The following is a 26033-nucleotide window of genomic DNA, read 5'->3' on the forward strand; positions in this document are numbered from 1 at the left end:
GATGTACCGCGCAGGTGCAGGCAATCTTACCCTCATCGATGGCGCTGCGCTTGGGATCAAAGTGGATGGAAGAACTATCGGTACAAATATTGAGGAGCTTACGCTGCTCCGTCAAAGACCAGTGAAAGAAAGAAGACAGTCACGCATCAACAGCAATTCCTCCATCAGTAACAGCATCGAGTATACTGTATTGCTGAAACAGCGGGAACAAACCGATACCATTTCCTTCCGTGTGTTTGATAATGGTTGTGCTTTCCGTTACCAGCCCGCAGGTTTTCAGCACACTCAAGTGCACGAAGAGCTCACTTCTTTCAATTTTCCATCAGACGCACGGATCTGGTATTTTGAAAGGAACAATAGCTGGAAACTGAAATCCTATGCAGGCCTCTGGCTTCAGACAACACCTGATAAACTTCCCACCGTTTCTTCCCAGGGGCCAATTCAGGGTAAACCACTGGTGGCAGAACTGCCCGGTAATAAACTGATGGTGATCACGGAAGCTGCCCTGTATGGCTACAGCGGCATGCGATTGAAAGCTATCGGCAATAATGCCGTGCAGGTGAACTTTACGGAAGAAGCCGGCTTTGCCATCAACAAAAAAACAGAAACTCCCTGGCGTGTGATCCTGTTTGCCAATGACCTCAATGAACTGGTGAACAACAAGGTGATCGAATATCTCAACCCATTGCCTGATTCCGGTCTTTTTGCCGACCGGACTTATATCAAACCCGGCGTTTCCGTATGGAGCTGGATCTCCCGCAATGAGGCGAATTATATGGAACCCGCAGAAGAAATGAAGTTCATCGATGCTGCTGCCCGTCTGAATTTTCAGTACACCATGATCGATGAAGGGTGGGAGACCAAATGGCCGCAGAAATGGCAACAACTGGAAGAGCTCTGCGTGTATGGTGCTAAAAAGAAAGTAGGCGTATGGGTATGGAAACATTCCAGAGATATACTGGATCCTTTGCAAAGAGACCTTTTCCTGGATAGTGTGCGTGATGCCGGTGCCGTGGGCATCAAAACCGACTTCATGAACAGTGAAGAAAAAAGTTTCATCGATTTTGAGATCGGATTGTTACAGGCCTGCGCCAAAAGAAAACTGCTGGTTAATTTCCACGGTTGTCATGCGCCCACCGGCGAAAGCACTACCTACCCGAATGAGCTTACCCGCGAAGGCATCCGCGGCATGGAACTTAATATCATGAACGAGCCGATCCCTGCCTGGCACAATGCAGCCCTGCCTTTTACCAGGTTCCTCTGTGGTCATGGCGATTATACTCCGGCCTTCTTCAGCAATAAAGCCAATACAACTTATACGCATCAGCTTGCATTGCTGTATGTATTCAACTCTCCGTTCCAATGTATTGCCGAAAATCCGGTTGCGCTGTTGAATAATCCTGTATACAAACCCATACTCCCACTCCTGAAAACTTTACCTGTAACCTGGGACCAGACCATTGTGTTACGCGGCAGCGAAATAGGAAAGTTGGCGGCATTCGCCCGCAGGAAAGGAACCGACTGGTATGTAGCCGTGATCAATGGCACTGACAGTGCCGTAAAATATAAACTTCATCCTGCTTTCATTCAGAGCAGGCCTGCCGGAAAAGTGACCGTGATATCCGATGCCCCTGATGGCTCCGGATTCATTAAAAGCAAACAATCCCTGAAACCCAGTACCCTGGAAGAATTTACGATCCCTGCCAATGGAGGACTGGTGATACAGATAAAGAAGTGATACCCGATTATGAAACAACGATTGCTCAGACATTGCCTGCTGTTTTTTTTAATAACGCTGCCTGCAAGCGGTACGTTCGCCCAGCTGAATGTATCGGTAGACAAGAAAGATATTGTGATCAAAAGCGGCAATCGCAGTTACATCTTCACGCCAACATTCACCATTCTCAATAATGCTGCTGATCCGGGCATGGCACTCAAACCTGCCGGACTTAAAAAAGTAGAGTACAATGTGCTCACCTGGAAAGTAACGGACAGCAGTAAAAACGATTTCAAACAAAAGAAGATCGGCGCTGCTATGGCCGGTGATGGATTTGACGACCGCATCCTGCGTACGAAATCCGAATGGCGCACTGCCAATATCTTCAATGCCGGAGAAAGAACCGTTATAAAAGCAACCGGCACGCGTAATAACAAAGACACCGTATTCTTTATTTTCCCTGCCTCACCCAAATATGTTTTAACCGCTTATCTTTTAAAGAATAATCCGTACCCTTCTTTACATTTTTCATTTAATCCAACTGTACCGGGGTATTACAGCATTGGTTATACCGGTGCTCCTGCATTCAAAGAAGAGAGAGCTGCAGCTATCTGGCAGCCACTCATCTGGCAGGAGAAACGCATTCCTGATGCAGCTTACCTGACACCGGCTTTCATGGCCACGCTGCCATCAACATTTGTGAATGATGGCGTCAATACCATCGGTGTGCTGGCTGCATCCAAAGAGATCCCTTTTCAGCCCTTGCCCACACTGCCGAACAGCCGTTTCGGAATTGCACTGGTCAATGAACAGAAACAGTTGCAGCCGCAGATCTATGCGCCCATACCGGGAGGAAATCTCTCTAAAATGGAAGCAGGACAGGTTTTTGATTTTACCTGTCACCTGGTGGTCATGCCAAAGCCCATCAACCAGGCTTACGAGGAACTGGCCAGGACCGTTTTCGGATTTAAAGATTTTCGTCGCAATGATATTGCTTCCCTGAACACTGCCCTGGATAATATGGTGGACTATTCATTGTCACAATACGCCTGGTTTGTAGACAGTCTCAAGGGCTGTGCCTATTCAACGGACGTGCCGGGAGCGGTGAAGAATGTATCCAGCCTCAATCCCCTGGAACTGGCGCTGGTGCGGGATGATTCCGTGATGTTTGAGAAGAGGGCTTACCCGCTGATGGAATTCATGCTTTCGCGCGAGAAATTTCTTTTTGCATTGGACAGCACGCAGAAGATCCAGAGCCCGAGCCGTAAAATGAAAGGGCCTATCGCACCATTGTCTGAGCTGCTGGCACTATACGATGTGTTTGGAAAGAAGAATCCCTTTTACCTGCAGTTGGCGCAACGCGAGTACAATACAGCTCGTGTGCGTAATATGGATTACAAGGAAGTTGGAAAGAACTGGATCAATGATATGTGGCTCTACAAAGCCACAGGCGATAAAAAGTTCCTGCAGGCCAGTATCGATGGCGCTGATAAATACCTGACACAAAGGATCGATAAAGCACAGACTGCTTTCAATGATCCCATGCAAACAGGTTATTTTTTCTGGCCCACTTTCACCGGCCGCTGGATAGAGTTCCTGCAATTGTTTGAACTGACTGGCCATGATCGCTACCTGCAGGCAGCTCGCGAAGGCGCGCGCAATTACACCATGTTCACCTGGATGGTGCCTGCCGTGCCTGATACCATGATCACGGTCAACAAAGGAGGCAAGGCCCCGATGTACTGGTACCTGCGCTCCAAAGGTCATCAACAAATGTATTACCCGGAAGAGCAGGCTCCCGCCTGGAGACTCTCCGAGATCGGGCTCACTCCTGAGTCTTCCGGAACTTCAACCGGGCATCGTGGCATCTTCATGGCCAACTATGCACCCTGGATGCTCAGGCTGGGCTACTATACAAAGGATACATTCCTGATGCAGGTGGCCAAAGCCGCTATTATCGGGCGTTACCGGAATTTCCCTGGTTACCATATCAATACGGAAAGAACCACCGCTTATGAGAAATTCGATTTCCCGCTCCATGAGCACAAGGAGCAAAGCGTGAATTCTTTTCATTATAATCATATCCTGCCCATGGCCAGCATGCTGCTGGATTACCTGGTAACGGATGCTTTTGTGCGCAGCAATGCGCAGATCAATTTCCCGGCAGAATATATGGAAGGGTATGCCTACCTCCAGAATAAAATGTATGGTGCACAGAAGGGAAAATTCTTTACAGAAAATGATGTACAGCTCTGGATGCCGGCCCGCCTGTTGACGATAGCCAGCACAGAACTCAATTATATTGCAGCACGCAAAGAGAATAAATTACTACTGGCCTTCACCAATCAGTCCGGCAGACCGGTAACCACCCGCGTAAGCATCGATCCTTCACTGGTGAAATTGAATAAGCCTGCTCATCTCACTTCGTTCACTGATAAACAAAAAATGAATATCAGTGATAGCAGTTTCTCCATCACCGTCCCCGCCAATGGTATTACAGCGGTAAGCATTGAAGGTGTTACCATCCGGTCTGTGTTTCAGCAACAGATCCTCAACAGGGATTATACAGCTGCTGACCGGGATTACGTGAAGCTGAAAGAGGGTAATGCCCATGCTATGCTGCTGCAACTGGGTAAATACGACAGGAGGCTGTATGTATACCTGGAAGCTGATGATAACAAATTCAGCAAGGTCTCATTGAATTTCACATTGTCTAACGGGCAAAAACAAACGATCCAGGACCAGGCTTATCCCTTTGAATTCACCGTGCCGGCAGGAGCGGCAGGTCCCGTTTCTTTTTACCTTTCACTCACCGGTGTGGATGGAAACGTACAACAAAGTGAAACCGTAACAATCGGGAAATAAAAACTGAATGAAGCGTTATACCACCATATTGCTCTTACTGTTCTTACTACCTGTGTTGGGTAAGTGCCAGTCAATTATGAACGGCGACTGGGACTTTGCACTGGACCCGGTGAAAGCAGGAGAGCAGCAGCAGTGGTACGCTACAGCATTCTCCACAGCAGGGTTTGATAAAGTGAGATTGCCCCACTGTTATTCCGTAGACAGGCGATATGCCATGTACACAGGTACGGCCTGGTATTTCAAAAAGTTCAGCGCGTCTGCGGTGCAGCCCGGTTTCAGAGCCTTCCTGCGTTTCGATGCCGTGTTCTACAAAACCACCGTGTGGCTGAATGGCAGGATTGCCGGATCACATGAAGGAGGTTATACGCCTTTTGAACTGGATGTTACAGAACTGTTGCAGGCGAAGAACCAGTTGGCGGTATCGGTAAATAATGAATGGGACACCACCACTATTCCTGGAGCTAAAACAGACAATCAGTTTTCACGGGCAGATCATAGTCAATTGTATGCATGGATCAATTATGGCGGCATCACAAGACCGGTAGAGCTGGTTATCCGTCCGGATGTACGCATCAGGAATGTGCAGGTGATCGCGGAGCCTGACCAGGCAAAGGGCAATGCACGGATCCGTATAAAAACATTCATCGATAACCGGTCTGCGCAGCCAGTGCAGGTGCCGGTCAATGCAACTGTTTATTTTGATGCTCAGCCGCTGAGCGTTCGCTTCAAAAACACAAAAGCAGCTGTGCAGGCAAACGGACAGGCAGTTGTACTCATTGAAACAGTCCTGCCAGCTGCTATTGTCAAACGCTGGAATCCTGATGAACCGCACCTCTATAAAGCAGAGGTAAGAACTGACAGGGATACATTTTCTACAGTATTCGGGATCCGCAGCATCAAGGTGGAAGGAGCTAAGCTATTGTTGAATGGTGAGCCTATCCGCAGAGGCGGCTGTAACAGGCCGCTCGATTATCCCGGTTATGGAAGTATCGATCCAGAGCCTGTACTGGAAAAAGACATGCAGCTGATCAAGGAAGGCAATATGGATTTTTCCCGGATCAGTCATTATCCGGTTTCGGAAGAAATGCTCAACCGGGCAGACCGCAATGGCATGCTGATCATTGCCGAAGCTGGCAACTGGCAGATGACGCCCAGCCAGATGGCCAATCCGGCTATGAGGAAGAAATTCCAACAACAAATGCAGGAGATGATGGAGCGCCACTGGAACCATCCCTGCATCATCGCTTATAGTCTGGGTAACGAATTTCAATCGCAGACTCCGGAAGGGCAATCCTGGGTAAAGGATATGAGTGCCTTTGTGAAAACACTGGATTCTACACGCCTCATCACTTTTGCCAGCTTCAATGTATGGCGTGATTATGTAAAGAAACCGGAAGATGAAGCCTCGCAGTATGTAGACTTTGTCAGCGCCAATATATACGGCAATCATCTTAAGATCCTGCAGCGCATCCATGAGCTCTATCCTGACAAGCCTGTTTACATCAGCGAATTTGGTATCCGGTCTGGTGAAAAGAGATCTGAAGAAGAGCGTATCACTTATTTCCGGAATGCAGTACGGGATATCCGTGCCTGTGATTATGTAACGGGCGCTTCGGTATGGACATTCAATGATTATCTCAGCAGGTACCCGGGAACAGATGCGGATGGTTATCGCGCCTGGGGGCTGGTAACGCCGGATCGTAAACCGCGCGATAGCTACAGGTTTTTGCAGGATGAATTTGCACCGCTGCTGATTGAGGGGATGCTATGGAAAGAGGGAAAGCTCAGTGTGGTACTGCAATCCCGGAAAGACTTTCCTGCTTACACCCTGCGCAATTACCAGCTGCGTTATGGCAACAAAACAGTGCCATTGAAGGTGATGAAACCAGGGGACCGGCAGCAGCTGGAAATTTCAACTGACAATAAAGAACTCGGCATTTCAATAATAAATCCACAGGGATTTACAGTGATTCAAAAAATATATAAACCATAGAACACCTTATTCAATTATTCTATAACAGGTAAAGATGAAAGTAGACAAGAACAGTACAGGCAGCAAACGTTCCTTTGTGAACCGTGAGATTCAGGCAGATCTGATTGTGACTGGTGGCGGACTTTCCGGCGTTTGCTGCGCCATCACAGCCGCACGCCAGGGTTGTAAAGTAGTGCTGGTGCAGGACAGGCCCGTACTTGGCGGCAATTGCAGCAGTGAAGTGCGCCTCTGGGTTTTGGGCGCCACCTCGCATATGGGAAACAATAATCGCTGGGCCAGGGAAGGAGGCGTGATTGATGAGATCCTGGTGGAAAATACCTACCGGAATCCGGAAGGCAATGCCGTGATCCTGGACATGCTGCTGCTGGATAAAGTTTCTCAGGAACCCAATATCACCCTGCTGCTGAATACTGCCGTATATGATGTGGTAAAGAAAGATGAAAAGACCATTCAATCCGTAAAAGCATTCTGCAGTCAGAACCAGACTGAATATAATTTATCCGCTCCCTTGTTCTGTGATGCTTCCGGCGATGGAGTAGTGGGCTTCCTTTCCGGTGCTGCCTTCCGCATGGGCGCTGAGAGCACGGAAGAGTTCGGCGAAAAGTTTGCACCTACCGAAGAGTATGGCGAACTGCTCGGACACACTTTGTATTTCTACAGTAAGGATACAGGACGGCCTGTAAATTTCATCCCGCCAGCATTTGCGCTGGAGGATATTACAAAGATCCCCCGTTTCAAAAGCTTCAATGCGCAGGAGTTCGGTTGCAAGCTCTGGTGGATCGAATATGGAGGAAGACTCGATACCGTCCACGATACAGAGCAGATAAAATGGGAGCTCTGGAAAGTTGTGTATGGCGTCTGGAACTATATCAAAAATTCAGGAAATTTCCCCGAAGCAGCGAACCTCACCCTGGAATGGGTGGGGACTATCCCCGGTAAAAGGGAGAGCCGCCGTTTTGAAGGCGATTATATGCTGGTGCAGCAGGATATTGTGGAGCAACGCACACATGAAGATGCCGTGGCCTTTGGAGGTTGGAGCATCGATCTGCATCCTGCCGATGGTGTGTTCAGTGAGAAGCCCGGTTGCAATCAATGGCATGCAAAAGGCATTTACCAGATCCCATACCGTACACTCTACAGTAAGAATATCAGCAATCTCTTCCTGGCAGGCCGTGTGATCAGCGCTTCGCATGTGGCATTCGGCTCCACACGCGTGATGGCCACTGCTGCCTATGTATCACAGGCAGTGGGTATGGCGGCTGCCATCTGTAAAGAAGAGCAGGTGCTGCCGGCTGATATCATCAAAAAAAATCATATCGCTGCGTTGCAGGAAAGGTTGCTGAAAACCGGACAGTATATTCCGGGCATGGCGTTGACTGATAAAAAGGATAAGGTACAGTCCGCCACCATCAAAGCTTCCAGCGAGCTGCTGTTGCAGGAATTACCGGAAGGGAATTTCCTGAAACGGCTCAACCTGTCGCTTGCGCAGATGGTGCCATTGCAGGCAGGGAAGATCGAACCCTTCGTGATCCATGCAGAGTCGGAAACTGAAACTACACTGCAAGTGGAGTTGCGTATCAGCAGCAAGACAGGCAATCATACCCCCGATATCACACTGGCTGCACAGGAAGTGAGTATCCATCCCGGCCGCAATTGCATACAGCTTGCCTTTGATGCTGTGATGGAGGAACCAGGTTACGCTTTCCTTACCATTATAAAGAACCCGCTGGTGCAGCTGCACCATACACAGAAACGCGTTACAGGTATCCTTTCTGTGTTCAACACTATTAACAAGGCCGTATCCAACTACGGCAAACAAACACCGCCTGAGCATATCGGCATGGACGCTTTTGAGTTCTGGTGCCCGCAACGCAGGCCTGAAGGGCATAATATCGCATTCAAGTATCCGTGCTCTCCGGAGATCTTCAAGGCGGATAATATCCGCAACGGGATCGACAGGCCAACGAGCCAACCCAATGCCTGGGTGGCCGACTGGAAGGATGCTGCTCCAAAACTTACCATTGAATGGAAGGAGCCGCAGTCCATCAATCATATCGATCTGTTCTTTGATGCCGATTATGACCACCCGATGGAATCCGTACTGATGCATCATCCGGAAACCAATATGCCTTTCTGCGTAAGGAACTACCAGGTAAAGGACACAGCAGGTAATGTTATAGCCATGAAAAAAGACAATTACCATACGCACAACGCCATCAGCCTGGAGCAGCCTGTATTGACGGATAAGCTCATCATTGAACTGGAGCATCCTTCCAGCGATGTGCCTGCGGCGGTGTTTGCAGTAAGATGTTATTGATCGGACGGTTATCTTTCTTCAATGGGGCATTTCTTTCGGGAATGCTCCTTTTTTTATTTCCGCAGTGCCCAGTCGCCCGCGTCCCGCGAGTGACTTCTATTCCGTCGCCTCCCCGCGACACGGCGTTCGCCAGAGGCGAACAAATATTTGTCACTCGCGCGGACGCGAGCGACCGCTCCCCGCGTACAGGCAACAGACTTTTGAGAAAACCTCCCAGCTTTTTATTGTGTGTGCCTGCACTTTTATTTTCACTACAGGTATTGTAGTAAGATGTTGACGACGCATTAGAATTGAATTAAATTGAGTTTAAAACTGCGTTTATGTATTGCCGGTATATCTATTTTTTAATGTGCTGTTGATTTTTGAAATCCAAAAAAAATATACTTTCGCTGCACCTTTCCATTGAAACTATCACCCCTGATCAAGTCTGCCAGCCTGGTCAAACAAACTTTCGTTGTCTGAGCTCCGTACGGGTTCAGCATGGAATCTTTTTATTTATGAAAAACATACTGAACCCCCTCCAGTTCAGGCACTTTTTGTTGTGCCTGCTAGTCTGCTCGTGCAGTAATCTCTTTGCCCAATCCAATCCCGGCGGCGTCAGCGGCGCTCTTGTATGGTTAAAAGGAAACCAGGGCGTAACTACGAATGGTAATAATGTTACCTCCTGGACCAACCAGTCCGGTCCCGTGAATTTCATTGGCAAGGGCAATCCGCAGCTCAGCAATGCCCAGGTGAATTTTCAGCCCGCCATCGTTTTCAGCGGCAGCAATTCACTTACCAGTACTGCCACTTTACTGGCTCCCAACAGTGCTTACACAAAATTCGTTGTATTCAAGTACGACACGGATAACACCAATAACCTGGTGAGTGCCGGTCCTGGAGCACCGGGGCATGCCCTCTACGGTGCCAACACCACAACGGACGTGATCCTGTGGCATGACGGGAAGCTGCTGGCCGCCTCAAATGTGGTGACCAATTCTAAATTCTACATGGCCACTGCGGGCTTCAACAGTGGTGTGGCTAACGGTACCTTTATCAATGTGGATGGCGCCAACAAAGCAGCCATGAATGCCAGTAAAGGATATGGGGCTAGCTATATGCAGATCGGCGCATACCGCGATGGGAACAACCTCGCGGGCCGCATCGCTGAAGTGATCGTTTACCCCACTGCCATGACCAGCACCGCTAATGCCACCAGGCAGATCCAGTCTTACCTGGCTATCAAATACGGGATCACGGCGGCACATAATTATCTCGCTTCAAACGCAGCAGTGGTTTATGATGCCAGTACTTTCAATTACAATATCGCGGGCCTCGGCAGGGATGATAACTCGTCTCTCTACCAGAAGCAGAGCCGGAATATCAATGAAGGCAACCAGGTGCTGATGACCCTCGGTTCACTGGCCGCCAGCAATAATGGCAATACAGCCACCATCACCAATGACAGGCAATTCCTGATCTGGGGTGATAACAATGGCGCTTTCAACAGTACTTCAACCATCACCGGCTGGACAAGCTTGAATACCCGCCTCAACAGGATCTGGAAATTACAGAACACCGGTTCCTTCTCCCAGCAGGTAACAATGTATGTTCCTACAGCTGCCTTCACTTCATTGCCGGGCAGCAATCCTTATCTGATCTATAATACCAGCAATACTTTGAATGGCGGAGGCACCATGGTGGCCTCTTCCGGCACCGCCAATATCGGTGGTGTGGCGCATACCGCCTATACCGTGACCTTCCCCACCACAGGAACATTGTATTTCAGCTTTGCTGCCAAAACAGTGAACCCTGGCAGTGTGGCCGGTGCTACCGTATGGCTGAGAGCGGATGCAGGGATGAGTACTTCAGGAAATAATATCCTTAACTGGACCAACCAGGTGAATGCTGCCAACAGTTTCAATGGCACCGGCAATCCCCAGTTGTCAGCCAGCGATGTTAACTTCAATCCTGGTGTGCGTTTCAGCGGAAGCAACTATCTTACCAGTACAGGCAATACCCTCACCGGTAACAGTGCCTATACCAAATTTGTGGTATTCAAATATGATGGTTCTGCCACCAACAATATCGTGTCTTCTCCGTCCGGCGGTAACAATGCTTTTTTCGGCAGTAACAGCACCACAAATATTCACCTCTGGCATAGCGGTAATATCCTGAGTGCTAACAATTCGGTTAGTGCTAACCGTTACTATATGGCTACGGGTGGATTCACACGAAGCCTCACAGGCGGCACCTATATCAATATCGATGGGGCCAATACCATTACCGGAACTTCTTCTGCTGCCTATGTTACCTCAGGTACCCAGCTGGGAGCCCATACCAACGCTGCCCATCTGAACGGAAGGATCGCGGAAGTGATCATTTTCCCAAGCTCCCTGGGTAATACTTCCTTGAACACAAGAAAGATCGAAAGTTATCTGGGTGTGAAGTACGGATTACCTGTCAGGCATGATTATATCGCTTCCGATGCTACGGTCACTTATACAATTGCCACCTTCGGTAATCATATCGCAGGTATCGGTCGAGACGACAGTACCGCACTTTACCAGAAGCAGGGAAGGAGCGTCAACCCCGGCACATTGCAGGTGCTGATGGCTGTCAATGCCTATGCTGCTTCCAATCAGCAGAACACAGGTGTGATCCCTGCCGATAAACAATTTCTGATCTGGGGTGATAATGCGGCTGCACATAGCACCAGCACCATGACCGGCTGGACTACTGTGAACACCCGCCTGAACAGGATCTGGAAACTCAGGAATACCAATGGTTTCAATCAGCAGGTGACCGTTTATTTCCCGGCAACAGGGTTGATCAACCTGCCTGGTACCAATCCATACCTCGTTTACAATACCAGCGCAACCCTGGCTGGTGGCGGTACTGAAGTTCCTGTAGCTTCTACCGTTACCATTGAAGGAGTAGTGCATAAAGGATTTACAGTGACCTTCCCTGCAGGCACTAGTGAACTGTATTTCACATTCGCTTCCAAAGCCATTCAACCTGCCGGTGTAGCCGGTGCGGCCGTATGGCTCCGTCCGGATGCAGGTCTGAATACAACCGGCACCACTGTTACCAACTGGATAAACCAGGTGAATCCGAACAACAGCTTCACGAATACCGGAACACCCACGTATGCAGCCAGTAATCTGAACTTCCATCCCGGTGTTACTTTCAACGGTAGCAGCTACCTCACCAGTGCAGCGATCGTAACTCCGGCTAACAGTAACTATACAAAGTTTGTGGTGTTCAAATATGATAATGCCACCACAACCAACAATATCATTTCTGCCGGTAACTCAGGTAACAGCGCCATCTACGCTAACAGCACTGCTACCAATATCGTGCTCTGGCATTCCTCGCCAACTCTAACCGCTGCCAACGTAGTGGATATGTCGCGCTATTACCTGGCAACGGGTGGTTTCAACAGTGGCACCACCAACGGTATGTTCATCAATGTGAACGGTACAAACCGTGCGCAGATGACCAGCTCCGCTGCCTATACCGCTTCTGACCTTCAGTTAGGTGCCTATGGCGGTGGAAATAACCTCAATGGACGCATTGCCGAGGTGATCGTATATCCAACTGCGTTAGGTACTGCAACAGTTCCTACCCGGAGGATCCAGAGTTATCTTGGTGTAAAATATGGTCTTACACTGGGGCATAATTACCTGGCTTCAAATGGAACTACCACCACGTATGATATCTCAACGCATGCCGCCAATATTGCCGGTATCGGTCGGGACGACAATGCAGACCTGAAACAGCTTCAGGGCAGGAGCAACGTAACAACGGCAGAGCAGATCACGGTGGCAGTGGGCGCTGTAGCGGCCTCCAATGAAGAGAACCTGAATACTATTGCCAGCGACAACCAGTTCCTGGTTTGGGGTGATGATAATGCATCCATCACCATTACCATGCCTGTTACCGGTTTCACCAATGTGAACAATCGTTTTGCAAGGGTATGGAAACTGCAGAATACAGGTAGCTTCAACCAGCAGGTGACTGTTTATATTCCCACTGCAGCATTGAATGGTCTTACCAATACCACCAAGTATCTTATCTACAATACCAGTGCAATGCTGGCTGGAGCAGGTACAGAAGTGGCTGCCAATGCCAGCGCCACTATCGGTGGCGTGCCTCACACTGGCTTCAGGCTTACATTCCCCACAACAGGTACGTTGTATTTCAGCTTCGGCAGTTATGCCGTGCATCCCGGCGCTGTGAATGGCGCTGATGTATGGCTGAGAAGCGATGCAGGTGTGAACCTCACCGGCAGCAATGTAACCAGTTGGGTGAATCAACGCAATACCAACAACAACTTTACTTCAACCGGAACTGTACAATACAGCCCTGCAGCTGCCAACTTCAATCCTACTATGATCTATAGCGGCAGCAGCTATTTCTCCAGTGCCAGTAACGTGACCACCGTCAATACCGGTAACTATACCAAGTTTGTAGTGTTCCGTTCTGCCGAAGGAACGGGTGGCCGAAACCTGATGAGCGCCTACAATGGCAACCCGGGTACAGCCATGCATACGGCAGACAATTCATTCATTATCCGGAATGCAACGCTTTCCAATGCTACTCCGGTATCTTCCCTCAATTCAGGAAAACAATGGCTGGGTACACAGGTGTTCAACAGGGGAGTGACCAATGGGACCCTGCTGCGTTTGAATGGCGCTTCCAGTCTTTCTGTTACCGATAACTCAACGCATAGTGTTGACAGATTGCAGATCGGTGCTTACGGCAGCAGCAATTTCCTCTCGGCAGGAAGTAATATTGCCGAAGCCATCATGTATAATTCAGCATTGCCTGTTGCCGATTACAGAAGGGTGGAATCCTACCTGGCTGTGAAATATGGCCTCACTTTGCAGAATGATTACCTGAACACCAATTCAACAACCATTTATACCCTTGCCGGATATCCTGACCATGTTGCAGGTATCGGCCTGGATGCCAATACGGGCCTGGATCAGCGTCAGAGCAAGAGCGCAGATCCGGGGAATCAGGTGGTAATGGCATTGGGCCAGCTTGCTGAAAGCAATGAAGCAAACACCAATACTTTCGCTGCCAATCTTCAGCACCTGACCTGGGGTGATAACAATGGCGCCGGCTTCCTCTACGATGCAGGCATCAGCCAGAAGAGACTGCTCAGAACATGGAAACTGCAGAACTCAGGCAGCTTCAACCAGGCCGTGACTGTTTACTATCCTGTAGCAGGTCTTTACGGGCTGGGCGAAACACCTTCACTCATTTACGGTACGCTTTCCTCTCTCGATGATGGCAGCGCTACCCGCGTAAGTGCAGGTAGCCCTGTTCAGATCAACGGAGAATCATACCATGCTTTCCAGCTGACCTTCCCTGTTACCGGAACACAGTATTTCTCCTTTGCAGGAACCATCACTCCCGAGATCTGCGGAAACGGCATCGATGATGACCTGGATGGTTATATCGACAACCTCGATGTGACCTGTTCACCCATTCCTCCATGTACTGCTACTGCGCCGGCACTCACCAACTTCTCCATCACACAGGAATGGGTTACTACTCCTGCCAATAACCTGGCAGCATCCGCATCACCCACAGTGGCTGATCTGGATGGAGATGGTATGCCCGAAATCCTGGTAGTGAGAGCGGCAGGTGCTGGCATCACCGTATTCAAGGGCGATGGCTCCAATGCAAGCAAGAACACCGTTGATTATAATATTCAATTACCTGTCCGTGCAAGCCAGTCCACCATGCAGGCTGCTGTGGCAGATGTTGACAGGGACGGAGTTCCCGAAGTGGTAGTGGTTGGCAATGATGCATATGTTTATGTGTTCAACAACGTATCCGGCAGCACTTCCAATTACAAATTCAGGAGCGCTGATACCGTAACTACTTACTTCAGGAATGGTTCTCCCCGTATTGCAGATATCGATGAAGATGGAACACCGGAGATCATTGTTGGTCTGGATGTATTCCAGTTCGACTTCGCAAGAGGCCTTCTGGTGAAAGCTGTGATCGGAGTGCCAGGCCCTGCAGGCAGAACAGGACGTGCCGCTGAATGGGGCTGTGATGTGGTAGTGATAGATATCATGCCCAACAATCCCGGTAAAGAGATCGTTGCCGGATCGAGAGTATATGGCGTCAACCTGAATACCGGGGTGACCACTACACTCGCCAACCTCAGTACCATAGCGGGTACCAGCCTGATACCGGCTGGCAGTGATGGACCTACTGCAGTGGCTGACCTGGACCTGGATGGACAACTGGATATCACTTATCCTACCGGTACGCACCTGGTGATCTGGGACCCTGTTGCAGGAGTGATGAAGATGCGTGCTGCCTATAATAACAATGGTACAGAGTTCGCAAGAGGCATGCCTACCATTGCGAATGTATACAATGAAAAAGTGCTCAACGGTGCGGCTACTGACCTGCCTGAAGTACTTTTCAACTGTGACTTCAACATGCATGCTTTCAATCTCAATAAACTCACCGGCTCCGTATGGAGCCTGGCTACCACTGATGGTTCCGGTGAAACAGGTGTAACTGCCTTCGATCTGAACGGTGATGGTATCCTCGAGATCGTTTACAACGATGAGACCAATATCCGTGTGATCAATGGTAATACCGCCACTCCCGCCAATATCGCTACCTATGCTTCAGGTACTGCTACCTGGATGGAGCACCCTGTAGTGGTGGATGTTGACAATGACGGTTCTGCTGAATTTGTTTGCGTATCCGGTGCCACTACTGCATTCACAGGTAATCTACGTGTGTTCGGCGCAACAGCGGGTACCACAGTGTGGCAGAATACCAGGAAGATCTGGAATGGCCGCGGCTACCGCGCGAGAGGTATCAACGATGACCTCACCGTTCCTGTGAAAGAACAGAATATTCTCCTGCAGTATCCTGCCGGTTCCGGCAGATATCCGCTGAATATTTTCAACGGTCAGGCTGATGAGCGCCTGCTGGATCCAGGTATCGTGGCAACATCCGATATGGCTGTGTCTGACCTGGAAGTACTGAACAGCGAAACTTCCTGTGAGTTCACGCCGGCAGCTGCTAAACTAGCCTTCACCATTTCCAATAACGGATCTGCTGCCGCTTCTGCCGGAGAACCCCTTCGTTTCTATCTGGGTGATCCCCGTAAAGCAGGTGCAGTGCGTCTTCCGGTTACCCGGACCCTGCAATCCAGCCTCACGGTTGGTGCTTCACTGAAGGATACCGTTACCCTCAACCTGAGCACATACACGGCTCCTTACAGGATTTATATTGTAACAAATGATAATGGAACAGCCACCATTCCTTTTACGCTGCCGCTTTCAAACGCCAATGCAAGGGAATGTGATTACGAAAACAATATCGATTCAGTGGTACTGAACCCCGTGCCTGCCGACCTCGGCAATCTCTCTGCCACTTATCCTTCAGCCAGCGCCAGCATCCGTTCTGTGGACAGGGCGTGGCTGGGAATAAATGCTCCCGATGCAGAATGTACACCTGATGAGAATGATGATGCAGACGGACTGGTAATGACCAGTGGTTCCACCAATGGAAATGGCTCCAAAGCAACTCCGTGGATCGTGAAAGGCATAGATACTGAATGCAAATTCACCATCACTGTAAATGGAAACGGCGATCCGAAGCCTGTTTATTGGGCAGCATGGTTTGATGCCGACGGGAACGGAAGCTTCACGGATGACCTGGATGTATTCACCAGCGGCGAACTGACACATGGCAGCCCTGTAAGTACCAACTTCTCCTTCATTGTGCCTCCGGCTATCGGAGCTACCAATGGCGCGGTTCGTATCATCGCCACTTCTGTGGACCCTGCTTTCTCCAAAGGGATGAATGGTACCGGTAATTTCGTGAATGGTGAAGTGGAAGATTTTTATATCACTTATGCATGGCCGTTACCTGTAACGCTTACTGCTTTCACTGCTGCACCCACTGCAAACTGTACTGTTCAGCTGAAATGGAATACCAGCATGGAGCAGAATAGCAGCCATTTCAATATCGAAGTATACAACGGTAAGGAATTCGTTACCCTGGCTACTGTACCTTCTTACAATATCGCAACAGGAGCCAACTACAGCTTTGTTCATAACGATGTGCAGGAAGGTGATGTGAATTACCGCCTGAAACATTTCGATATCGATGGGAAGCACCAGTACAGCCGCGTGGTGACTGCTAAAGTAACCTGCAGCAATATCGCCATCCGCCTCACACCGAATCCTGTATCAGAAACAGGTGTGATCAGCGGACTGAGAGCAGGCGATAGGGTAGCCTTATTCAATGCCGATGGTAAACTGGCAATGGAACAGGTTGTTTCAGGAGCCCAGTATATTATCAATGTGAAGAAACTGCCTTCTGGTGTGTATATGGCACAGATCATCCGTAACGGTACGGCTGTGACCACCATCAAAGTGGTGAAGAAATAAGCGTGTTGATGTTCTGATAAATTCCCTCTGACGGGGCTGACCTGAACGGTTGGCCCCGTTTTGTTTCGCAGTGCCCGGTAGCCCGCCTGGGGCGAGTTGCTTCTATTTTTTCGCCTCTGGCGAACACCGTGTTGCCGGGAGGCGACGGAATTGAAGTCACTCGCGGGGATGAGCGACCGGCAACTCCCCGATCAAATCGGATATGCCGTAATGCTCTTGGTCTCAGATAATACAAAGAAACTTTGCACGGTTGTGATATTCGGCAGTTTTGCCAGCTTATTCCGGTAGAAATCATGATATGCATCCATATCACTCGTGGCAACGCGAAGGATGAAATCGAATGTCCCCGTCATCTGAAAACATTCCATCACCTCCGGGAACTTACTCACTTCTTTTTCAAATTTGGCCAGGGTTTCAGCTGTATGATTGTGCAGCAGCACCTGCGAAAATGCAATTAAGCTCTTGTTCACTTTTTTTCTGTCGAGTATGGCCACCACCCGTTTGATATACCCTTCTTCTTTCAAACGCCTGATCCGCTCATGAACAGTTGCCAGTGATTTGTTCAGCTGGAAGGCAATCTCCTTATTGGTAAGGGATGCATCTTTTTGAAGAATCCTGAGGATATTCAGGTCGAGTTCATCCAAATCTGCCTTGCTCATAATGGAAAAAGTAATAGTTATACCGATGCAAATGCTTCAAAATCCGGATAAAATTACAAAAAATAGCCAGTTTTCCATAAAAATTACGGCGTTTTGGATCATCTATTGGAATTAAGAGAGCCGTTTCTCAATTTTATGGAGGTTGTAAAACAACAATATGTAAACAAGATAATGTAGTGTATGATCCATCAGTTTTGCTATACGAATAATGAACAGGTGCTGCTGGCACTGGTAGCCAGGGGAGATCAGAAGGCGTTCTCCCTGATCATGGAGAAGTACACTTCATTCATCAATCACCAGCTCTCTTCTTACCTCAAAGATTCCATGAAGGCAGAAGAAATATCGCAGGATGTTTTCATGAGTTTGTGGAAGCACCGCGACAAGCTCCCTGCGCTCCAGAACTTTCCCGGATTTGTATATGTGGTCACCAGGAACAAAGTGAGGCAGTGGAAGAAGCGGGAAGTGTCTATGACCGAACTCACAGAAGATCGCTCACAATATGCCGATCCTGCCGTTGAACTCAAAGAATTACATTCCCTTTTACACAAAGGCATCGAAATGCTTCCCGCCAAACGAAAGGAGGTTTTCAAGCTCAGCCGTCTCGAAGGTCTGAGCATCGATGAAATTGCAGCAGCACTGAAACTGTCCAGGAACACCATCCGGGAGCATATCCGTGAAGCCCTTGCCTTCCTCCGCGCCTGGATCCCACAGTGCTTCGCAGATTTGGATTATATGCAGGCAGGACAAAGGCGCAAGACGGCCGTTGCCGCCTGATCACGTGGGTTATTTTAATTTATCGCATTATAAAGAAAAGGCGTCCCGATTGAGACGCCTTTCTTATTTCCGCAAAACGGTGAACATTTATTTATTCACCTGAATGCAGTGTGTTACCATATGCGTAACCTGTTTGAATGATTTTCCATTGTGTGTGCCAGGTGTTTTCAGCACTTTCACCACCTCCAGCATATGCATGCCGGGCTGAATGGTTGCGCAGGATACTTTACCCTGCTCATCGCTGTACAGCGTTCTTTCCCATCCATCAGGAGAGATCACCAAAACTTTGGCTTTGGCAACAGGTGCGCCTTCCATGTATACTTGCAGGTGGAGCGGGCTTGCTACTTTTCCTGCTTCAACCGGTGGCTGTACAGCCAGGAAGGTAGATTTGGAGAGCATTTCATTACCGGCCTTACCTACATTCACTGAGGCTGTTGCATAATATTCGATCTTTCCTTCGTTGTAAATATCGGCAACGGTATGTGCAATAGATAAAGTGTAACTGCCTTCAGTGGCTGGTGTGAACTCACCTGCCAGGTAATTGCCGGCATCGCGCAGAGCGATCTTCTGTTTGTTACCGGAAGGATCGGTGATATACAGCTCGGCCTCTTTCATGTTGCTGAACCAGTTTCTCACGGAATCCCTTTCATTGTCTGCATACTCTCCCAGGAATACACGCACCTGGTGTGTTTTGTTCTTATTGCCTTTGGAAGCTGTTTCGATCCAGATGGCATGCGCCGATGCAATGAAGGTCATCAGTAATAATGCTGCGCTGAGTGTGAACTGTTTCATATTATCTGTTTGTTTTTAGAATTTGAGATAGGCTGCTGCACTCAGCCGGAATGGCATCTGAGGGATGGTAGTGCTCCAGCCTACGAAATAATCTTTGTTGGTGATATTGTCTGCCTTCACAATGAGGCGGTATTTTGATTGTTCGTAACTCACAGAGGCGTTGATGGTAGTGAATGCAGGCAATGTGTAAAGTGCCGTAGTGCTCACGTTCACGATATTCTCGCCGGCATAATTGCCACCCAGGCCTGCACCGAAACCTTTCAGGTTGCCCGAAGGTACCCGGTAGCTGAGCCAGAGATTGGCCAGGTGCTCAGGACCTGCGCTGCCCGGACGGAAACCTTCGAGTGCAACGGTACTTTTAGTGAGCTTGCTCTTGTTGTAAGCATAACCGGCAATGGCATGGAAACCACGGAAAGGCATAGCCGTAATATCTGCTTCGATACCCCTGCTGTATTGAGTTCCGTTCTGAACCGTGAAAGCGGGACGGTCAGGGAAATCAGGACGTGTGATATCCGTAACCTTGATATCGTAATAGCTGATGCTGCCGGTAAGCTTTCCGTTGATCAGCTCAGCCTTGATACCAGCTTCCCACTGATTGGCCTGGCTGGGTTTGAAATCGGTGAAATTCCCGTCGGGCTGTAACACCGGTGCGGTATTTTGGAAACCATTGCTGTAGTTACCGAAAAGAGAGAGCTGATTGGGAATGATCTGGTACACCAGTCCGAATTTCGGAGACACGGTAGTCTGATCATACTTACCGGTTGTTGTGTCTTTCGTGATATTCCTGGTACCGGGATTCTCGAAATAATCCACACGCACACTGGCCATGGCAAGCAGGTTATCCGTAATGTTCAGCACATCCTGGATATAGGCACTGTACTGATTCTGTAACGCTCTTGAACGGGTGTAGGTAAGGCCTTTCACCCTTTCATGCAATGAAGCGCGGTTCAGCACTGTATACGCTGCACCGGGCTTGCTGCCGCTGACAACATCAAAGGCAATGGTGCCGGGAGAGCTTGATTTGGTGGTTACATTGTAGATGTCAGCACCTATCAGCAGGCGGTTACGCATTTTGCCGATCCTGAAATCGCCGGTGAGATTGTACTGAATATTGTTTGCATAAGTTTTGCTGAACTCCGTGTAAGTCATGTTACGGATCAGGGAATCATTGCCGGCCTTCATGCTCAGGTAGCCATTGGCGCCACTGGCATCGGAACTGAGGTAACTGTAGGTGGTGCGCGACGACCAGGTATCTGAAAAACGATGCTGCAGTTCTGCAAAGAAATTGGCAGTAGTGGTGGTAATAAAGATATCATCGCCGATAAACCTTTTGTTGAAATCCATTTTCAGGTCTTTCGGACTGCGGATGCCGGTAGTGTAAGCGCCGTCAACAAAAAGGCGGTAAAAGCTATTGGCTTTTTCTTTCTTATATTCTGTTTCCAGGATGAGTTTGGTTCTTTCAGAGATCTGGTAGCTTACTACGGGAGCGACAAAAATATAATTCTTGAAGCCGGCATCCTGGAAGGAACCTTCTTCATGTTTTGCTGCATTCACTCTCAGTAATAGTGTATGTTCTTTGTTGATGGCTGTATTCACATCGGCGTCAATACGGCTGAGACCGAAGCCGCCTCCGGTATAACCGATCCTTGCCTGGAAACTGTCGAGTGGTTTCTTTGTAACGCGGTTGAACAGTCCTCCGAAAGATGCCATGCTGGCGCCATAAAGCGCGCCTGACGGACCTTTGATGGCTTCAATGCTTTCAATATTGGCAGGATCGAGAGAGCCGCCGCCAACGATACCCGGCACTGCATTGCGCAGGAAGGATTGTGTGGGGAAGCCTCTTGACACCACGGTGCCGCCAGCACTGTTGTTTTCCAGCTGCATGATCACGCCCGGTACATTCTTGAGGGCGTCTGCATAGGAGACATTCAACTGATCCTGCAGCAGGGACTGTGTTACCGTGGTATATACCTGTGGGTTCTCCAGGTTGCGCAATGGCATCTTGCTCACATAAGGGCTCTGTGTTTTTACGAAACGGTTCCTGCCGGAAGTGATGATCACTTCTGAGAGTTCTTTACCGGATACCTTCAGTTGAAGCTGTACCGACTTTGTAATACCTGCAGCGATCTCCACGATTTGTAACAGGGTTTCATGTCCGATGAGGGAGATCTCCAGCTGATGCGTGCCGGCAGGCAGGCGGTTGAACTGGAAGGCGCCAGCGTCATCAGTTTGCACGGTGCGCTTCAATTCGCGGATATGAATGGTCACATGTGCGGCCGGTTGCTGGTCGGAGGTAGTTACTATTCCTTTTAAGGTACCACTGGTGCCGGTTTGCGCCAGCAGGGTATATGACACGAACAGGGATAAAATGAAGAGGGGTAAAGTCCTGATTGACATAGTCAGTTTTGTTTGCGCGCAAAGTTGCACCGGTAGGGTGATCAAATGGTTCCAGATCAGGAAATCCATTTACGCGAAAGGGAAACTGACTGTGCGGTGTAATTAAGGTGTGCCCAGTAATTCAACAGGGGGTTGTGAAACTATTAATCCAGTTCTCCGGTTTTCATTTTGTCTTTTGCTGAGATGTTCACGTTTGTGACACTGCCTTTCAATTCCACTTTTATCACAGTGGCAATGGGATCGGAGGCAGTTGCGGGAACAGTTATCAGCAGGTTGCCTCCTTTGGAAGCTGCTTTCACTTTGCCGCCTCCCAGGATCTGCGCTGATTGTACTTTGTTCTTCAGACCGGGAATGCTGAGCTGTCCATCTTTCGGCCAGTCGAATACCGAGATGTATAATGTAGTGTTCTTGCCATTTTCTTTCCTGGTAACGCGCCCCCATGATACAGGGGCTACCGGGCTGGCCTTGCTGGCATGAATGGCTTCGCTGTTGACCTGCATCCAGGCTGCGATCTGCTGTAAACGGTCGATACTTTCCTGAGGCAGGGAGCCATCATCCTTCGGTCCGATATTCAGGAGGTAGTTGCCTCCTTTGGATGCAATATCAACCAGGTTGCGGATCAGTGTTTCAGTGGATTTCCAGTTATGGTCCCAGCTTTTGAAGCCCCAGCTGCCATTCATGGTCATGCAGGTCTCCCAGTCCTTGCCATCCAGTTCGCTCTGGGTGGGGATCTTCTGCTCCGGTGTTTTGGTGTCGCCAGGAAAGTTGGGACGTTTCAGCCTGTCATTCGTAATGATCTGCGGCTGCAGTTTGAGCTGCTCCTGCAGTTTGAGAGCGGCTTCATCCGTCATATTGGTAGGGGTGTCCCACCAGAGTACCGCTATCTCTCCGTAATTGGTCATCAGTTCTTTTACCTGTGGAACTGCCACATCATCGATATACTGTGCAAAGGATTTTGTTTCCTGCACAGGGTCCCAGTGACCATTATGATCTTTCGTATAGGCGTCTACGTTAGTTGAGTCGGGATTGGGCCATCCTTCCCTCATTTCCTTCCTGGCTACTGAACCACCTGCATTGCCCCAATCCTGGGCCTGCGAATAATAGAAGCCGAGTTTTACGCCATGCTTTTTGCAGGCCTCGGCCAGGGGCTTCAGCAGGTCCTTACCGTACGCGGTGGCATCGGTGATATCCCAATTGCTGGCTTTTGAATTGAAGAGAGCGAAGCCATCGTGGTGTTTGGCAGTGATCACTATATATTTCATGCCGGCGTTCTTTGCCAGCATTACCCAGGATTCAGGGTCGTATTGAACAGGGTTGAAGCTTTTCGCTCTTTCTTTGTATTCGGCAACGGGGATCTTACTGCGGTTCATGATCCATTCTGCGCCACCCCTTGCCTGGTTATGACCATGATAAACACCGCCCCATTGTGAATAGACACCCCAGTGGATGAACATGCCGAAACGGGCTTCCCGCCACCATTTCATACGATGTTCCTTCGATGTGTCAGTTGAAGTAACCGATTGTGCGCTGAGGGTGCCGGCCCACAGTAAAGCTGCCGCCAGGATGGAATAGTTTTTCAGAGACATAGCCATATTGTATTATCAATATCCTGCAACTTAAAGAATAAACGGCGAGTGAAGGCTGCCATATCTTAGCCAATCATTCAATGATATTGACAGGCCGGGCAAAAAAATGGGTGCTTCAGCAAAATAAGACCGGTTTTGGTTAAAAGAGTAGCCATGGTGTACTTGGTATACCTGTAATTTCAGGCTTTATTTTCAACGATCACTGCCGTATTATGAAACGATTCTTCTCCTGCTGCCTGCTGCTGTTCTTATTTGCAACTCTACATGCCCAGCATACAAAATCCTTTTCCATCAGGGGCGTACTGCCCTGGCATAATTTCCTCTCCGGCCCTTCCGCCTGGAACCTGGAAGATTATCGCCAATACCTCGACACTTGCGAAAAGCATGGCATCAATTTCATCGGCTTTCACAATTACACTGGTGGCGGCGAGCGTTATGCCACTTATGTGGAACCGATGATCAGGATACAGTACCGCAGTCTGTTACCGGCTGCCAGCTTCGATCATTCCATGACGGCACGCTGGGGTTATTACCCTATGAAAGTCCGCGATTTTGCTTTCGGTACTTCAGCAGTTTTCAAGCTGCCGGCAGGAGCAGAAGCTTTCGGAGCGGATGGGGCAGTGCTTTCCCGGACCAATGAAGAGCATTACGCTGCTGCTCAACGCCTCATGAAAGAAGTACTCAATATGGCGCATGGCCGGAAAATGAAATTCGCTTTGGGATTTGAATTCGGGGTGCTTCCTCCTGAGTTTTTCTCCCTGCAGGATGGACAATCCGGTTTTTACTGGCCGGGTGAATCCAATATGATCCCGAACCCTGCACATCCTTTATCCATTCAGTTATTGTATGCAGCGCTCGATGATATCCTGAAAACATATGAAGGGATCGATTATATCTGGCTATGGTTGAATGAACATAGTTTCATGGGAGTGGATCCTGCGCGTGCCTTACAGGATACTGCCTTCCGGAAAATATATAATTCATATGCACTTTATTTCACGTTGGCGGCTCAGTATTAAAAAGATAATTTAATCGGTTTATGTTCTATTAAATACATGCAATTGGAAAAGGAATACCTGCAAAAAAAAGCGCCCGGTGTACAATTGATGCTGGGGGGATGGGGTGGCGGTAACCAACTGCCTTTGATCCTGCAGGGACTGAGCCGCGGATTGCCAAAGGATATCATATTCAGCTGTCTCAATCCTGATCTGGGCAAAACAGCACAGCCCGCCTTTCTGGCGGATATTGCGAAGCAAAGACCCGTGATTGCCGTTCCCTGGCTCGAAGGTGATCACCAGCTCTGGCATTATCAGCCAAGAGTACAGCTGATGCGGGATCACGTGAAACTGGCCGCCACACAGCAACTGGATGGAGTGATCGCCATCCACTGGCGCACTAAAGAAACGATTTTCAATTTAAAAGGCTTTGCGGCCTTTGCCCGCAATGGAAATGATAATACCGGATTGTCTGAATTGTATAATAAGTTTTTGAACGAAGGCTGCGGACCACTTGCCGCAAAAGAGCTCGCGCCATTATTTGCAGAGATGGATACCCTGGCATACCGCCGTGGAAGTTTGTCGCCCGAATATTACGCATATACACCACAGTGGGGAAGGCTGGATCCGCAGGATAAAAAACGCCTGCAAAAAATGACAGAAAGAATAGAATCAATATTGAAAAGAGAAAAGCATCCCGCATTTACCCAACAACTAAGCTGGTTCCGGAATACTTTTCTCTTTGAATTATTATTAGACGAAACAGGGCGATGTATGGAGCCTGCCTGGTTATTACATAATAAATGGCTGCAGACCGGAACAGCCGATGCTGCTGCTTTGCAGGCTGCCCGTGAATGGTTCGATCGTGCTCCTGTTAAAGAACTGTTCACCACTTTTACTTCCAAAATTCAATCACGCGGAGAACTGGGGGAACTGAGTGCCATCAATCAGAAATTATGGAGCGGATATTTATTACTGCAATCATTTCTTCAACAGACAAAATAATTATTGTCTGCTCCAGATCTCTGAAATGGGATCCCCCTTTGAGCTCTTGCCGGAATGATGCCAGCGTTTGCCATCCACTTTTCCGTTGAAGCTGAGGGATGCGCCAACGCGACTGTTATCTCTGGAAAAGAATTCGATATTTTCCGTGTATTTACCGTCAGCAAAACTGTAAGTGCCGCCGCCTGTTCCAAAGAACTCTTTGGTCTCAGTATTGATGGCAGCCCATTGAAAGCGGGTACCGGAAAGGATCTTGAGTGTTTTCCGGGGACCGGGCTTCATGGCAATCATCTGGCCATTCTGCTCGCGCTCTGTGATACGCCAGTTGCCGGCGAGTGCAGCTTTGCCATCGTCGAGGCGCTGCCAGGCCTGCTCACTGCCGTTCATATTGACCACTAGCTGGCCGTTCTCCAGTTTGTAAGGCATGGTATGGCTAATGCCCACCCAGGTACTGTCTGAAGTATTGAACTCGATGGTAACATCCAGGCTGCCATTGTCATTTACTTTCATGGT

13 protein-coding genes are annotated in these 26033 nt (G+C 49.0%); 8 read left to right on the forward strand and 5 right to left on the reverse strand.

Translation table 11 applies throughout. The features are described from left to right. The 5 genes from ACTHMC_RS19745 to ACTHMC_RS19765 form a co-directional block, all read left to right on the forward strand. The coding region (locus ACTHMC_RS19745) for a glycoside hydrolase family 97 catalytic domain-containing protein (protein ID WP_440415708.1) at positions 1-1738 on the forward strand (1738 nt) is incomplete at its 5' end. 9 nt (positions 1739-1747) lie between these two features. Continuing rightward, the gene (locus tag ACTHMC_RS19750; RefSeq protein WP_440415710.1) at positions 1748-4582 is read left to right on the forward strand and encodes a hypothetical protein; all 2835 of its coding nucleotides are present in this window, start codon (positions 1748-1750) and stop codon (positions 4580-4582) included. 7 nt (positions 4583-4589) lie between these two features. Continuing rightward, positions 4590-6575 (forward strand): glycoside hydrolase family 2 protein, encoded by a 1986-nt coding sequence (locus ACTHMC_RS19755; protein ID WP_440415712.1) that lies wholly within the window; start codon positions 4590-4592, stop codon positions 6573-6575. A gap of 34 nt (positions 6576-6609) precedes the next feature. Then, the gene (locus tag ACTHMC_RS19760) at positions 6610-8892 is read left to right on the forward strand and encodes an FAD-dependent oxidoreductase (protein ID WP_440415714.1); all 2283 of its coding nucleotides are present in this window, start codon (positions 6610-6612) and stop codon (positions 8890-8892) included. A 497-nt stretch (positions 8893-9389) separates the two neighbouring features. Next, positions 9390-17315 carry an FG-GAP-like repeat-containing protein gene (locus ACTHMC_RS19765; RefSeq protein WP_440415716.1) on the forward strand — a complete coding sequence of 2642 codons (7926 nt, stop codon included), beginning with the start codon at positions 9390-9392 and terminating at the stop codon, positions 17313-17315. A 191-nt stretch (positions 17316-17506) separates the two neighbouring features. Here the strand turns inward: ACTHMC_RS19765 and ACTHMC_RS19770 are convergent, their stop codons facing one another. After that, positions 17507-17974: an Lrp/AsnC family transcriptional regulator gene (locus tag ACTHMC_RS19770; protein WP_440415718.1), complete on the reverse strand. Its 468-nt coding sequence runs from the start codon at positions 17972-17974 to the stop codon at positions 17507-17509. A 180-nt stretch (positions 17975-18154) separates the two neighbouring features. On the opposite strand from ACTHMC_RS19770, the gene ACTHMC_RS19775 reads away from it, so the two are divergent. Beyond that, positions 18155-18748: an RNA polymerase sigma factor gene (locus ACTHMC_RS19775; protein WP_440415720.1), complete on the forward strand. Its 594-nt coding sequence runs from the start codon at positions 18155-18157 to the stop codon at positions 18746-18748. 87 nt (positions 18749-18835) lie between these two features. Here ACTHMC_RS19775 and ACTHMC_RS19780 read toward each other — a convergent pair whose 3' ends face one another. The 3 genes from ACTHMC_RS19780 to ACTHMC_RS19790 form a co-directional block, all read right to left on the reverse strand. Further along, on the reverse strand, positions 18836-19540 hold the full coding sequence (locus ACTHMC_RS19780; protein WP_440415722.1) for a DUF4198 domain-containing protein: 705 nt from the start codon (positions 19538-19540) through the stop codon (positions 18836-18838). A gap of 15 nt (positions 19541-19555) precedes the next feature. Beyond that, positions 19556-21937 carry a TonB-dependent siderophore receptor gene (locus ACTHMC_RS19785; RefSeq protein WP_440415724.1) on the reverse strand — a complete coding sequence of 794 codons (2382 nt, stop codon included), beginning with the start codon at positions 21935-21937 and terminating at the stop codon, positions 19556-19558. A gap of 143 nt (positions 21938-22080) precedes the next feature. Further along, on the reverse strand, positions 22081-23523 hold the full coding sequence (locus ACTHMC_RS19790) for an alpha-L-fucosidase (RefSeq protein WP_440415726.1): 1443 nt from the start codon (positions 23521-23523) through the stop codon (positions 22081-22083). Between the two features lie 212 nt (positions 23524-23735). Here ACTHMC_RS19790 and ACTHMC_RS19795 point away from each other — a divergent pair, with 212 nt between their 5' ends. Beyond that, positions 23736-24542, forward strand: coding sequence for a hypothetical protein (locus ACTHMC_RS19795; protein ID WP_440415727.1), 807 nt, complete (start codon positions 23736-23738; stop codon positions 24540-24542). A 36-nt stretch (positions 24543-24578) separates the two neighbouring features. Next, entirely contained in the window at positions 24579-25523 is a 945-nt protein-coding gene (locus ACTHMC_RS19800) for a hypothetical protein (RefSeq protein ID WP_440415729.1), read from the forward strand. Here ACTHMC_RS19800 and ACTHMC_RS19805 read toward each other — a convergent pair. Next, the coding region (locus tag ACTHMC_RS19805) for a hypothetical protein (RefSeq protein WP_440415730.1) at positions 25524-26033 on the reverse strand (510 nt) is incomplete at its 5' end.

The organism is Pseudobacter sp. (genome assembly GCF_051955275.1).
Taxonomy (GTDB): domain Bacteria; phylum Bacteroidota; class Bacteroidia; order Chitinophagales; family Chitinophagaceae; genus Pseudobacter.